The organism is candidate division KSB1 bacterium (assembly GCA_034505495.1).
In the GTDB taxonomy this organism is placed as follows: Bacteria; Zhuqueibacterota; Zhuqueibacteria; order Residuimicrobiales; family Krinioviventaceae; genus Fontimicrobium_A.
The window spans coordinates 42,643-55,449 of record JAPDQV010000023.1 but is presented as its reverse complement, the minus strand read 5'-3'; the positions used below and the strand labels follow the sequence as shown (position 1 = coordinate 55,449).

The window sequence follows — 12,807 nt, the reverse complement described above, 5'->3', positions numbered from 1 at the left end:
AGAAATGAAGAATCCACCGCTTGTCAAAGGAACGCTCTTAGCCAGGCCGCAGCGTTTTTTGGCCACTGTTAAATTGGACAACGGCCAGGTTATTAACGCTGCATGCAATCACAGCGGCAGCATGCGAACCTGCTTTGTACCCGGCAGCCGAGTCATGCTGTCGGTAGACAACAACCCCAACCGCAGGCATCCGCATACCTGGGAGCTGATCGAGATCAATGGCGTTTGGGTATGCGTCAATACCTTTGTACCCAATCGGTTGGTGCATCGGGCGGTGAAAAAGGGGCTTATACCGGAGCTGAGCGGCTACAATCAGATTCAGACCGAGGTCAAAATCAGTGACGACAGCCGCATCGACCTCATGCTTAGTCGCCCCGGGGAACGGTGTTACGTAGAGGTCAAGAGCGTTACGATGGTTGAAAACGGCATCGCTTATTTTCCGGACGCCGTGACCAGCCGCGGATTGCGTCATCTGGAGGCCTTGACCAAGCTCATCGAGCAGGGACATCGGACGGTTCTCTTTTTCGTCGTTCAGCGGAACGACGCAAATCTTTTTAGACCGGCTTATGAGATCGATCCTTCGTTTTCGCTCGCGCTCAAAACGGCACACGAACGCGGAGTAGAGATTCTCGTCTACCGTGCTGATGTCTCGGTGCAGGAAATCAATTTAGGGGAACCTTTGCCGTTCGATCTGACGCCGCCGGAAAGCCATCAATAACGCATGGCGCGCAAATACTCGCAGCTTGTTTTGATGCAGGCGAGTTCGTCCTTCGGTTCGTCGTTTTCGACAAAGATGTGCCGCAGGCCGGCTCTTTCCGCACGCTTAAAGATTGCGGGAAAGTCGATGACGCCTTCCCCGACGCAGGCGAATCCCCGCTGCGGCGTCGCATCCATATCCTTGACGTGCCATAAAGGGAAACGGCCGGGATAGGATTCAAGATAATCGATCGGCTGACGGTTGCCTTTGACCATCCAGTAAATATCCAATTCTATACCAACCATTGTCGGGTCGGTCTCCTGCAAAAGCACATCGAATGGTATTCTGCCTTCGGTCGGCTGAAATTCGATGTCGTGGTTGTGATAGGCAAACCGTAAACCCGACCGTTTGACCTTTTCACCAATGGCGTTCAGTTCTTCAGCCAGACGCCGCCAATCGTCGATGGTCTTACCCTCCATGGATCCTTCCCACGGCCAAAAGCAAACGAGGTATTCCTTTTCCATGGCCAGCGACTGATCGATGAGTTGTGAGAGATTGGCGCGCAAAGCCCCGATCGATCCGCCGCCGGAAATGACCTTCAAACCGATTTCCTGCAGGAAAGCCTTAAAGGCTGCCGGCGACTCCCCGAAATAGGCGCCCATCTCCAGGGTATTGTAACCGATTTCCGCCACTCGGCGCAGCGTCTTTTCCCAGTCCTCCTGCAGGGATTTGCGGATGGTAAAGACCTGCAGGCCGATTTCGCGCCACTGTCGGCTTTCTTGTGCGGCTGCCCCCCATGCCAAGCCGGCAACCGCGGCGGTGCTGCGCAAAAACTGCCTTCGCGTTAAAGTGTTCATGCAAAAACCTCCGTTAATTCTACTACGCTTAAACACTCCGATCCGTTTGGTCCGACGCTTGTTCCTACAATGTTCAGTGCAAGGCCCGCACCTTATCTCCGCAGATCCGCCGAAAAGGCTCTTTGAGGGCAGCCGTTCAGATGCCCAAGATGAGCTTGGCCGAAGTAAAATAAATGACTAGGCCGGTCATATCCACGATGGTCGTCAAAGCCGGGCTGGCGATGACTGCCGGGTCCAATTTGAGCTTTGCGGCAATGAGCGGCAAAACGGCGCCGATCAAGGTTGCCGTGACTACCTGCAAACCTAAAGCAACGGCGATGGCCAGACCGATCCTCGGCAAAGTATAGCCGGAAGGAATCGTAGAGCCCTGTGAGAGAAACATGACTTTTAACCAGGAGAGCAAACCTAAAATCACGGCCAAAAGCAGCGATACGCGCAGTTCTTTGAAAATCACCTTCAGGAAATCGCTGGGGGAAATTTCTTTGAGGGCCAACGCGCGGACAACGACCGTAGCGGACTGGCTGCCGGTGTTGCCGCCGGTGTCGGCAACCATCGGCATGTAAAGGGCAAGGATCATCAAATTCATTAGCGTCGACTCAAAGCTGTGGATGATCATACCGGATACCAAACCCAGCGCCGCAACGCTCACCACCCAGGTTGCGCGATTCTTGAAATGTTCCCAGGCCGAAGTGCGGAGGTACACGCCGGCTTCGTGCGAACCGCCGATGGCCATGATTTTTTCCATGTCTTCGGTATGCTCTTGCGTGATGATGTCGAGAGCGTCGTCGTGGGTAATGATGCCGACCAGCACTCGGTCGTTGTTGACGACGGGAATGGCGAGGAGGTCGTACTTTTGGATTTTGCGCGCCGCTTCTTCCTGGTCATCGTCGGCTTTAACATAGATGACGTCCCGATGCATCAGGTCTTCGACCTTTTGGTGCGGCCGGGCAATAATGAGATCTTTGAGCGAAATAAAACCGATCAGTCGACGCTGATCGTCGACCACATAGGCATAGTAAATGGTCTCCTTGTTTGGAGCTTCCAGCCGCAGCTTTTCGATGGCTTCGGCGGCGGTGAGGGACGGTTGAAGAACCGCATACTCGGAGGTCATTACCGATCCGGCGGTACCTTCCTCGTAAGAGGCCAGGCGGCGAATGTCCTCTCGTTCTGCCTGTGCCAAGGCGGGCAGCAGGGACCTTTGCGTCTCCTCGGGCAGACGTTTGAACAAGTCGACGCGATCGTCATGCGACATGTCCGTAATCAGATTGGCCAGCTCGGTGCGGCTCAGCTTTTCGGTTAATTCGAGCTGGTCATCTTCATCGAAATGACTGAATATCTCGGCGCGGATTTCGGGTTTGACCGCCAAAAGGATCTGCCAGATTTCGTTCGGTTCGAGCGCAGAGATAAAATCCGCAACTTCCGCCGGGTGATTCGACTCGCAAAAGTCGCGCAAAGATTCGATGTCGCCGATGTTCAGCAGCTCCCGCAGTTCAGGAACCAGAAACTCGTTCTTCATAACCACCTCGCTTTCTCTGCTCGCTTGATCGGCGTACCGCCGATTGTCCCTTTCGGCGGCGTTTCAAGTAGGAGAAATTACATTGTTCTTCGCAATAGAGTTCCCCCTCCGAATTTTCACTCGAGACGGATAAAATGCGAAACTAAAACGGGGAAACCTTACAAAAAGTTCAATAAAAGAACAAGAACTATCTTGGCGAGAAGGGAAAAGATTCCTTTTTTCGGTAAGCCAGGCCGGTAAAAAGCGCAATCACTTGCCCTTCTTGGTCAAATATTTTTGCCTGGTAGCTTGCCAGTTTGCCGTCTGCAACTTGCTCACAAACGGCGCGCAATATGCCGGCTGTGACCGGACGAACAAAATTCATCGTGGTATTGACGGCCAAGGAGAGCGTGCCGCCGCAATTGCAGGCCACCGCAAAGCTGAAATCGGCCAAAGCAAACAGAGCGCCGCCGTGCACGACGCCGACGGCGTTCAAGTGCGAGGCCGCAACTTCCATCTCGGCAACCGCGCGGCCGGGCGAAGCCTCCACCAGTCGGATGCCGTTCGCCGCGGCGAAGCGATCGTTCGCCTGCATATAGGCGATGATTTCATCGGAAGTCATGGGGCGCCTCCCTGTCTCAAGCTGATTAACCGTCAAAGATATTCGCGCAGATCGATAACCCTTTTGGCTTTGCCGGTCGTTCTTTCCAGCGTTTTGGGTTCCACCAAAGTTATTTTTGCCGAAACGCCGATGGCGTTACGGATCTTGGTTTTGATCTTTTCTTCCAATTGATGCATGACGCGCATCTCATCGGAAAAATAGGCCTCGTTGAGTTCGGCACGGATTTCCAGAGTATCGAGCGCGCCTTCGCGGCGAACAATCAGCTGAAAGTGCGGCTCGGTCTCTTCCATCTCTACGAGAACGGCTTCCACTTGAGAAGGAAAGATATTGACGCCGCGAATAATCAGCATGTCGTCGGTGCGGCCGCGCGGCTTGGACATGCGCACGAAGGTTCTGCCGCACGGGCAGGGTTCCGCAGTCAATTTGGTTATGTCGCGGGTTCGGTAGCGGAGCAGCGGAATGCCCTCTTTGGTCAGAGTGGTCAACACCAACTCTCCATACTCGCCCATAGGCAGCGGCGCGCCGGTTTCCGGATCAATGATTTCGGCGATGAAATGGTCCTCGCTGATATGCATGCCGTTCTTGTGGACGCACTCAAAAGAGACACCTGGTCCCATGACTTCGCTCAGGCCGTAATTGTCCGTGGCGATGATGCCGAGCCGCCGTTCGATTTCGCCGCGCATCGCCTCGGTCCACGGCTCGGCGCCGAAACAGCCGACGCGCAGCTTGAGCGAGTCGAGGGGGATTCTCTTTTCCTCCAAAATCTCCCCCAAGTAAACGGCATAGCTGGGCGTCGAGACCAGTACCGTCACGCCGAACTCGGACATCACCTGCAGCTGGCGGTCTGTGTTTCCGGAAGAAACCGGAATCACAGTGGCGCCGACCCGCTCGATGCCGTAATGCAGACCAAAGCCGCCGGTAAACAATCCGTAACCAAAGGCCACCTGGACGATATCCTTTTTGGTTACACCGGCTGCGGTCAGGAGGCGCGCCACCAAATCCGACCAGGTATCCAAATCGTTGCGGGTATAGCCGACCACCGTCGGGCGACCGGTTGTGCCCGACGAGGCGTGCAGCCGCACGATCTCTTCCATGGGCGCAGCAAACATGCCGTAGGGATAGGTGGACTGCATGTCGGCTTTGGTGGTAAAAGGGAACTTGAAGAAATCTTCCAGGCTTTTGAAATCTTGCGGCTCGGCGCCGATGGTCTTGAACCGTTCCTGATAAAACGGCACGTTTTCATAAACGAGCTGCAAAGTTTTTTGCAGACGCTGCAGTTGAATCTGCTGCAGTTCGTCGCGGGAACGAGTTTCTTCCGCCTGATTCCAGTAGAGCAAACCGCTTCTCCTTTTGTTGACTTGCCCCGCACCGAGGGCGAGGAAAATTTATCGGATTTTCCGCTTACATGGTATAGATCTGCTCGCCTTTGAGCAGCGTAACATTGGCCTCGAGCAGCACTTCGATGGCGCGTTCCATCTCTTCGACGCGTATGATCATGACCGCCTCGTGCTCGTGCTTGCCTAAAAAGCCGTACATATATTCGATGCTTATACCGGCATCGGCCAGCACCTTGAGAATTTGATACAGCCCGCCCGGGCGATCTTCGATGACGGCAGCAATCACCACGTTCTCTCTGATTGTGAAACCGGAGCGGCGCAGAATGTCGACAGCCTTGTCCGGCTTGTCGACAATGATGCGAAGAATGCCGAAATCCGAGGTATCCGCCAGAGACAGGGCGCGAAGATTGATGCCGGCCTGCGCAAGGATGCCGGTGATCTCCATCAATCGGCCGGCGCGGTTTTCCATAAACACTGAAATTTGTCTGACCTGCATGTCATGGCCCTCACGATTATGGTTCAATAAAGTTCATCTCGCCTCAGATGTTGCGCAGATCGATGACGCGTTTGGCTTTGCCCTCGCTGCGTGCGAGAGTCTTTGGTTCTACCAGTTTGACGTTGACGGAAATCGACAGCACGCTTTCGATCTCCTCCTTGATTCGCTTGGTCAGCGCCTCCAGGGCGCGAATCTCATCGGAAAAGAACTTTTCGTTGACTTCCACTTGGACTTCGAGGCTGTCAAGCGCACCCTCCCGCGTGACGACGAGCTGGTAATGCGGTTCGGTTTCTTCCATGGAAAGCAAAACCGACTCGATCTGAGAGGGGAAAACGTTGATGCCGCGAATGATGAGCATGTCGTCGGTGCGGCCTTTGATGCGGCTGATGCGCGGCATGGTGCGGCCGCAATGGGGGCACTTGCCCGTGGTCATGCTGACGATGTCTTTGGTTGCATAGCGCAAAAACGGCGTCGCCTCTTTGGTTAGGGTGGTAATGACCAGCATGCCGTCCTGCCCTTCCGGCACCGGCTTGCCGGTCTTGGGATCAAGGACTTCGGGCAGGAAATGATCAGCCCAAATGTGCAGTCCGTCTTGTCCCACGCATTCGACCGCCACGCCCGGGCCGATGATCTCGGAAAGCCCGTAAATGTCGTAAGCCTTGATGTCCCACTTTTCTTCAATCTGGCGCCGCATCTCTTCGCTCCACGGCTCGGCGCCGTGAATTCCGATGCGCAGCGAGCTTTTGCGCGGATCGATACCCTCAGACTCGGCGATTTCGGCCAAATAAATGGCATAAGAAGGCGTGCAGGTGAGGATGGTGGTCTGAAAATCCTGCATGAGCTGAAGCTGCCGCTTCGAGCCGCCGGAAGAGATGGGCACGACGGTCGCTCCCAGGTCGAGCGAACCGTAATGAACGCCGAGACCGCCGGTGAACAGGCCGTAACCGTAGGCGTTTTGAATAATGTCGTCATCTCGACCGCCCACGGCATAAATGCTGCGCGCCATCACCTCGGACCAGACGCGAATGTCGTGCTCGGTATAGGCCACGACCGTCGGTTTGCCGGTGGTGCCGGACGATGCATGGATTTCCTTGACCTGCTTCATCGGCACCGCAAACATGCCGAAAGGATAGTTGGTGCGCAGCGTTTCCTTGTCGGTCAACGGCAGATGCTGCAGGTCATCGAGCGATTTAATATCCTGCGGCTTCATGCCGATGGCGTCGAAAGCGCCGCGGTAGTACGGCACGTGCTGGTATAGCCGTAAAGCCACGTCGCGCAGCCGCTCCAGTTGCAGCCGATACAACAATTCGGGATCAATGTACTCGACGATATACTTCATAGTCTTCTCCTCACCCTATAGGTTCACGGTTCCGCGTTCAAGCCCGCCGCTCGTCCGAGCTCGAAAGCGCGCCAATTGACTGCAAACGTTTCACCAGAAAACCGCCTGGAGATCGCGCTCTTCCAGGTATCGATCGGAAGATCGAGCCGGGCAGCCAGTACCCCCAGCAGCACCATATTGACGCTCTTAAAGTTTCCCGCCGCTTCCGCCTTTTTCATGCCGTCGATCAATAAAGTGCCGTAACCGCTGCTTGCCAGCCTCGACTCGATGTCCGCCGGATATTCCGCCTTTCCACCCGCGACGGTGATCGGATCGATGCGATAATCGTTGACAATGACCATTGCATCATCAGCCAAATAATCGAGCCAGCGCAGCGTCTCTAATTTTTCGAAGGACAGCAGAAACTGAGCTTCGCCGAGCGGAATAACGGGTGAATGAACGGCAGTACCGAAACGGACATGGCTGCTCACTGCTCCGCCCCGCTGCGCCATGCCGTGCACCTCGCTCTGTTTCACGTCACATCCTGCCGCAAGGGCGGCATTTGCCAGCACATTGCTTGCCGCCACGATTCCTTGGCCGCCGACACCGACAATCAACACATTTATGGTTTCCGCCATGGTTATCCTTCCACATTAACTCGGGTTCGATGAATGGATTCCTTGGGACAAATCTGACTGCACAAGCTGCAGCCGAAACAGAGATCGGGGTTAATGACCACCGAGCCGTCACGAAGACTCATTGCCGGGCAACCGATGCGCAGACAGAGCCTGCATTCACTGCAGGTGTCTTTGTCGATCATCATGACGCCGGTGTATTGATGCCGATCCACCAGAGCGCAGGGCCGCGACGCGATGATTACCGACACGCCGTCGCAGGCTATTGCTTCGCCGATCGCTCGTTCGAGAGCCTCAGTTTCGATCGGATCGACGGTGCGGACGTAGGCAGCACCTACGGCGCGCGCCACAGCTTCGAAATCAAAGACCGGGACCTGCTCTCCCTGCAGCGTTTTGCCGCTTGCTGGATTTTCCTGATGGCCGGTCATGGCCGTAATTCGATTGTCCAGAATAACCACGGTCATTTTGACGCGGTTGTAAACGGCATTCACCAAAGCCGGAATGCCGGCATGAATGAACGTCGAATCGCCGAGCACCGCAACGACGGGGCGATCGGGTTCGAGCACGCGGGCATATCCTTGGGCCATGCCGATGGAAGCGCCCATACACAACACCGAATCGATGGCATTGAGCGGCTGCAAAGCGCCCAAAGTGTAGCAGCCGATATCACTGCTGACAACCGCACGGTGCTTGCGAAGAACCGAAAACACGGCCCGATGGGGGCAGCCTGCACACATTACGGGCGGACGCGCCGGCAAATCATTGCCTGCCGCTTTTTTCGGTACTGTCCCGAAAAAACGGCGGCGCAGAACATCCGGCGACAGCTCTCCGGCCGTGGACTGCAGATCGGTGCCGCGGACATTTAGTCCCGCCGCTTTGATCTGTTCTTCCATAAACGGTTCAAGCTCTTCGATGACGTACACTTGACGATGTCGGCTGATGAATTCGGCGATCTTGCGCATCGGCAAAGGGTTGGTCATGCCGAGCTTGAGAAAGGAAGCGTTCGGAAAGACCTCGCGCGCATATGTATAACTGACGCCTGCGGTAATGATGCCGATCTCTGCATCGCCCTCTTCGACGCGATTCAGCGGTGTGGTTTCCGAATATTCAGCCAAGCGGCGCATGCGTTCCAAAAGAACCGTCCTGCGCACGCGTGCATTTGCGGGCATCATGACGTACTTTTGCGGATCTTTTACGTACGGTCGTGTCCTGACAGGCTGCGGCTCTTCCAGTTCGACGACGCCTCGACCGTGGCAGATTCGGGTCGTCATGCGCAGCATGATCGGCGTATCGAAAGCCTCACTGATCTCGAACGCAAGCTTGGCAAACGCTTTGGCTTCAGCGCTGGATGAAGGCTCCAGCATGGGAATCTGGGCAAAACGGGCAAAATAACGATTGTCCTGTTCGTTTTGGGAGCTGTGCATGCCGGGGTCATCGGCAGAGACCAATACCATACCTGCGTTGACGCCGGCATAGGCAGCGGTCATAAGGGCATCCGAAGCAACGTTAACACCGACGTGCTTCATTGCCGCCAGCGCCCGTTTGCCGGCAACCGCAGCGCCGTAGGCAACCTCAAAAGCGACCTTTTCATTGACCGACCACTCGGCATAGATTTGCGGATATTGAGCAATATTTTCTAAAATTTCCGTGCTTGGGGTGCCGGGATAAGCGGCGGCCACCTGCACGCCGGCCTCAAACGCACCGCGCGCTACCGCTTCGTTCCCGGAAAACAGCCTTTTCATTCAACCTCCGTTATCTCGCGTGATTTGCTTCCGATTTATTTTTATCCAATTCTGCATCATCCGATCGACGAGGTGTTCTCTTACGAAAGATAGACGAAATAAGCTGAAAAACAACAGAGAATTGCCGTGCCAAACACCAAACAACTCGCAGGCACCCCGATTTCATAGTTGCCGGTTAAAAATTCTACTTTTGTCTCAAGATCGATTCTTATCGACCGGTATCAACCGGCTTAAAGGGTCTAGTGCTTTTTTTCCAGCCGATTATACGACCCATCGGAGATGTCCGCGCCTTCCCCCAAGGAAACTGACGCAGTGAATATAAGTCAATTGGGGGCAATTGTTCAAGTGTTATCGAAAAATGTTAAAAAAGTGTTTGCTTCTTTGACAAGATTTTGATATGCTTTTTTTGTAATGCTTAGCAAGAGGCAGGTATTATGGAAGAAAAAACCTTGAGCAAAGGGTACGGCATCGTTATCGTGCTGACTGCCTGTGCCATCATTGGGTTCGTTGCCGGTCTTGCCGGTTCCTACCTTCTTTCTCAACCGATTTTTCGCCAAGCACAAGTCGCCAAATTCAAAGAGCTGGACGACTCGATTCAGCTGCTGCAGGAAAAGACGAACGAGATCGACCAGCAGACGCGCCAAGGTCGTGAAGAGCTCGCAAAGCTGAAGGAATCGTTGGACGAACTGACCGGTAAAGCATCGAATTTGCGCTTTACAGCCTCACATGTCAAAAAGAATCTCGACCACCTGGATCAAAGTCTTTCGATCAGGATGACCAAGCTCGAAAATCGCGCGGCGCAGTTGGAGGAGACGGCCAAGCAGCTGGAGCAGCAATTGGCCGCGTACGCCAAAACCATGACGACTTGCGACAACGATCAGAAGGAGCAGATTCGACAACTTAAGTTGCGTCTTGCCGAGCTGGAGAACAAGGTTGCGCAAATGCCGCGCACCCCTTAGCTCAGTCTTTTGACCATCCGCCGGATCGTTTCGATGCAGGCCTGCGGCGTCTCTACCGTCACGAGTCTGCCCTCCTCCGCTTCTTGGGCAAAAAGCGGCGCCGTCGACCAGCCCAGCAGAATGACGGTCTTGCCGCTTTTCAGCGCCAAGGCAATCTCCGAGATGGTTCCGGCGCCTCCGCGGCAAGCGACTATGACGTCACTGGAAAGAACATTGATCACGTTGCGGGCCGACCCCATGCCGGTTGCCACGGCAATATCGATGAATGGATTGGCTTCGTCGGCATCGGGTCCGGGAAGGATGCCGAGCGTAAGGCCGCCGCGACGCTTTGCGCCTTCCGCTGAAGCGCGCATGACGCCGGCATCGCGGCCGCCGTTGAGCAGAATCCAACCCTGTTCGGCAATCAGTTCGCCCAACTGCCGCGCCTGATCGTAATCCTGCCGAGAAACTTGAGCCCCGCCCATCACACCTATCACGAATTTACGCACGCTTGAACCTCCGTTATACGTCTGCCGGCCAATTGGCCGCAGGCAGCGTTCACATCGTGTCCTTTGCTCCACCGCACCGACAAACCGGCATGCAGCGGCAAGAGCCATTGAGCAAATTGATTCACCCGCTCCTCATCGGGTCTGCGAAATTCCGCCGTTGTAGGGTTATAGGGGATGAGATTGATCTTGCTCGGTATTTTTTTGACGATTCTTTTCAAAGCTTCGGCATGTTCGCGGCTGTCGTTGACATCGGCGAACAGCACGTACTCGAACGTTAGAATTTTGCGCGACTTTCGGGCATAATACTCGGCGGCCTGAAGCAGAACGTCCAAGGGAAAGCGTTTCGCAATCGGCATCAAAGCGGCGCGCTGCTCCTGAAACGGCGAATTCAAAGAAACAGCCAGTCGATACTTTCGACCTTCATCCGCATAGCGAATCATCTGATCGGCAAGCCCGGCGGTGGAGATGACGATGCGCCGCGCTCCGATGGCCAGGCCGTTATCGTCGCTCAACAGATCCGCCGCCTCCATCACATGCTCATAATTTGCCAGCGGTTCGCCCATGCCCATAAAGACGACGTTGGTGATCGGCTGCGGCCGATCGCGCATAATAAACATGACCTGTTCGACGATTTCCCCTACCGTCAGATTACGCTGCAGGCCGAGCCGGGCCGTGGCGCAGAAGCGGCAGTTCAAGCCGCATCCTGCCTGGGAGGAAACGCAGACCGTGTACCGCGGCGGATCCGGAATATAGACGCTCTCGATGTGGCGCCCGTCGCGCAGGCGGAATAGATATTTGATCGAACCCGAAGAGGAGCGGTCATCGCGTTCCACCAGTTCCAGCTGACCCCAATCAGCCGTTTCGTTCAGCTTTTGCCGAAGCGTCTCCGGAAGATCGGTCATCTCTGTAAAGGAGGCGGCACGGCGGCGATAAAGCCAACGGTAAAGCTGACGACCGCGATAGGGCTTTTCGCCGAGCCGCCGCATCAGCTCGATGCATCCTGCTTCGTTCAGCCCGATTAGCGTTGGTTTTTCAACGGATTTTTGCATCATATAAAGTTAGCAATTTTTGCCGCGCTTTGCAACTCATTCACTTGCCGGGCGTTATTGACTTTCAGACGAGAAATCTGTACTTTGATGCAATGCAAATCGGAGGTAGAATGAATCCCCAGTTTCACAATCCGGAACGCGATACGGAAAACATCCAGGCGCTAAGGGCGGCGCACGACCGCATCGTCAACGAGATCGGCAAGGTGATCATTGGACAGCGCGCCGTCATCGATGAGCTCTTGATTTCATTGCTCTCACGTGGCCATTGTCTTTTGATCGGCGTGCCCGGCTTGGCCAAAACGTTGCTGATCAGCACGCTGGCCAAGGCTCTCGATTTAAAGTTCAGCCGCATTCAGTTTACACCCGACCTTATGCCGTCGGACATTACCGGAACCGAGGTCATCGAGGAGGATCAGACGACCGGCAAGAGAGCATTCAAGTTTGTCAAGGGACCCGTTTTCGCCAACATCGTTTTAGCAGACGAAATCAACCGCACACCGCCAAAAACCCAGTCGGCTCTGCTGCAGGCGATGCAGGAGCATGAAGTCAGCATCGCCGGAGAGACCTTTAAGCTGGAAGAGCCCTTTTTCGTTCTGGCAACGCAAAATCCAATCGAACAGGAAGGTACCTATCCGCTGCCGGAAGCGCAGCTCGACCGTTTTATGTTCAACCTGTGGGTCGATTATCCGAATGCCGAAGAGGAAGAAGAAATCGTGCGCACAACCACCAGCGCCGGAGAGGTTCGCCTCGAACCGATTCTCAATGCGGCGGAAATCATCGCCTTGCAGCAGCTGGTACGCCGCGTTCCGGTAGCCGACAATGTCATCCGCTACGCCGTACAGCTCGTCCGCCGCACGCGTCCCAAGAGCGCCGATGCGCCGAAATTTGTGCGCGATTGGATCAGCTGGGGCGCCGGTCCGCGTGCTTCGCAATACTTGATTTTAGGCGCCAAAACGCGCGCCGTGCTCGACGGCAGGCCGACGCCCGACATTGCCGATGTGCAGTCGGTCGCCAAACCTGTGCTTCGGCATCGTCTGGTGACTAATTTCAACGCCGAGGCTGAGGGAGTCACCGCCGGAGACATCATTGACATGCTGATGCAGGGAGAGTAA

Annotated in this window: 13 protein-coding genes; 3 read left to right on the top strand and 10 right to left on the bottom strand. The window is 55.2% G+C overall.

The window, feature by feature from the left end; translation table 11 throughout:
• Positions 1-4: 4 nt before the first annotated feature.
• Entirely contained in the window at positions 5-718 is a 714-nt protein-coding gene (gene sfsA, locus ONB24_10140; protein MDZ7316471.1) for a DNA/RNA nuclease SfsA, read from the top strand.
• Here the strand turns inward: sfsA and ONB24_10135 are convergent.
• The 8 genes from ONB24_10135 to iorA form a co-directional block, all read right to left on the bottom strand.
• Complete coding sequence (locus ONB24_10135) at positions 712-1,554, bottom strand: sugar phosphate isomerase/epimerase (protein ID MDZ7316470.1); 843 nt, start codon at positions 1,552-1,554, stop codon at positions 712-714. The genes sfsA and ONB24_10135 overlap by 7 nt on opposite strands.
• 136 nt (positions 1,555-1,690) lie before the next feature.
• Positions 1,691-3,070, bottom strand: a complete 1,380-nt coding sequence (gene mgtE, locus ONB24_10130; GenBank protein ID MDZ7316469.1) for a magnesium transporter — start codon at positions 3,068-3,070, stop codon at positions 1,691-1,693.
• 187 nt (positions 3,071-3,257) lie between these two features.
• Complete coding sequence (locus ONB24_10125; protein ID MDZ7316468.1) at positions 3,258-3,671, bottom strand: PaaI family thioesterase; 414 nt, start codon at positions 3,669-3,671, stop codon at positions 3,258-3,260.
• A 32-nt stretch (positions 3,672-3,703) separates the two neighbouring features.
• Entirely contained in the window at positions 3,704-5,008 is a 1,305-nt protein-coding gene (locus tag ONB24_10120; GenBank protein MDZ7316467.1) for a phenylacetate--CoA ligase, read from the bottom strand.
• Between the two features lie 64 nt (positions 5,009-5,072).
• Complete coding sequence (locus ONB24_10115; protein ID MDZ7316466.1) at positions 5,073-5,504, bottom strand: ACT domain-containing protein; 432 nt, start codon at positions 5,502-5,504, stop codon at positions 5,073-5,075.
• A 43-nt stretch (positions 5,505-5,547) separates the two neighbouring features.
• Complete coding sequence (locus ONB24_10110) at positions 5,548-6,843, bottom strand: phenylacetate--CoA ligase (protein ID MDZ7316465.1); 1,296 nt, start codon at positions 6,841-6,843, stop codon at positions 5,548-5,550.
• A 23-nt stretch (positions 6,844-6,866) separates the two neighbouring features.
• Complete coding sequence (locus ONB24_10105; protein ID MDZ7316464.1) at positions 6,867-7,460, bottom strand: indolepyruvate oxidoreductase subunit beta; 594 nt, start codon at positions 7,458-7,460, stop codon at positions 6,867-6,869.
• Between the two features lie 2 nt (positions 7,461-7,462).
• Positions 7,463-9,199, bottom strand: a complete 1,737-nt coding sequence (gene iorA / locus ONB24_10100) for an indolepyruvate ferredoxin oxidoreductase subunit alpha (protein ID MDZ7316463.1) — start codon at positions 9,197-9,199, stop codon at positions 7,463-7,465.
• Between the two features lie 434 nt (positions 9,200-9,633).
• Here iorA and ONB24_10095 point away from each other — a divergent pair, with 434 nt between their 5' ends.
• Complete coding sequence (locus tag ONB24_10095) at positions 9,634-10,158, top strand: hypothetical protein (GenBank protein ID MDZ7316462.1); 525 nt, start codon at positions 9,634-9,636, stop codon at positions 10,156-10,158.
• Here ONB24_10095 and ONB24_10090 read toward each other — a convergent pair.
• Both ONB24_10090 and rlmN read right to left on the bottom strand, forming a co-directional pair.
• Positions 10,155-10,646, bottom strand: a complete 492-nt coding sequence (locus ONB24_10090; GenBank protein ID MDZ7316461.1) for a TIGR00725 family protein — start codon at positions 10,644-10,646, stop codon at positions 10,155-10,157. The two genes, ONB24_10095 and ONB24_10090, sit on opposite strands and share 4 nt — an antisense overlap.
• Entirely contained in the window at positions 10,631-11,698 is a 1,068-nt protein-coding gene (gene rlmN / locus ONB24_10085; GenBank protein MDZ7316460.1) for a 23S rRNA (adenine(2503)-C(2))-methyltransferase RlmN, read from the bottom strand. Before rlmN ends, ONB24_10090 begins: the two co-directional genes overlap by 16 nt.
• Before the next feature lie 107 nt (positions 11,699-11,805).
• Between rlmN and ONB24_10080 the strand changes: the two genes are divergently transcribed.
• Positions 11,806-12,807 carry a MoxR family ATPase gene (locus ONB24_10080; GenBank protein ID MDZ7316459.1) on the top strand — a complete coding sequence of 334 codons (1,002 nt, stop codon included), beginning with the start codon at positions 11,806-11,808 and terminating at the stop codon, positions 12,805-12,807.

Coding starts and splice junctions, on each gene's coding strand:
- sfsA (MDZ7316471.1), top strand. CDS start 5: ATGAAGAATCCACCGCTTGTCAAAGGAACGCTCTTAGCCAGGCCGCAG.
- ONB24_10135 (MDZ7316470.1), bottom strand. CDS start 1,554: ATGAACACTTTAACGCGAAGGCAGTTTTTGCGCAGCACCGCCGCGGTT.
- mgtE (MDZ7316469.1), bottom strand. CDS start 3,070: ATGAAGAACGAGTTTCTGGTTCCTGAACTGCGGGAGCTGCTGAACATC.
- ONB24_10125 (MDZ7316468.1), bottom strand. CDS start 3,671: ATGACTTCCGATGAAATCATCGCCTATATGCAGGCGAACGATCGCTTC.
- ONB24_10115 (MDZ7316466.1), bottom strand. CDS start 5,504: ATGCAGGTCAGACAAATTTCAGTGTTTATGGAAAACCGCGCCGGCCGA.
- ONB24_10110 (MDZ7316465.1), bottom strand. CDS start 6,843: ATGAAGTATATCGTCGAGTACATTGATCCCGAATTGTTGTATCGGCTG.
- ONB24_10105 (MDZ7316464.1), bottom strand. CDS start 7,460: ATGGCGGAAACCATAAATGTGTTGATTGTCGGTGTCGGCGGCCAAGGA.
- iorA (MDZ7316463.1), bottom strand. CDS start 9,199: ATGAAAAGGCTGTTTTCCGGGAACGAAGCGGTAGCGCGCGGTGCGTTT.
- ONB24_10095 (MDZ7316462.1), top strand. CDS start 9,634: ATGGAAGAAAAAACCTTGAGCAAAGGGTACGGCATCGTTATCGTGCTG.
- rlmN (MDZ7316460.1), bottom strand. CDS start 11,698: ATGATGCAAAAATCCGTTGAAAAACCAACGCTAATCGGGCTGAACGAA.
- ONB24_10080 (MDZ7316459.1), top strand. CDS start 11,806: ATGAATCCCCAGTTTCACAATCCGGAACGCGATACGGAAAACATCCAG.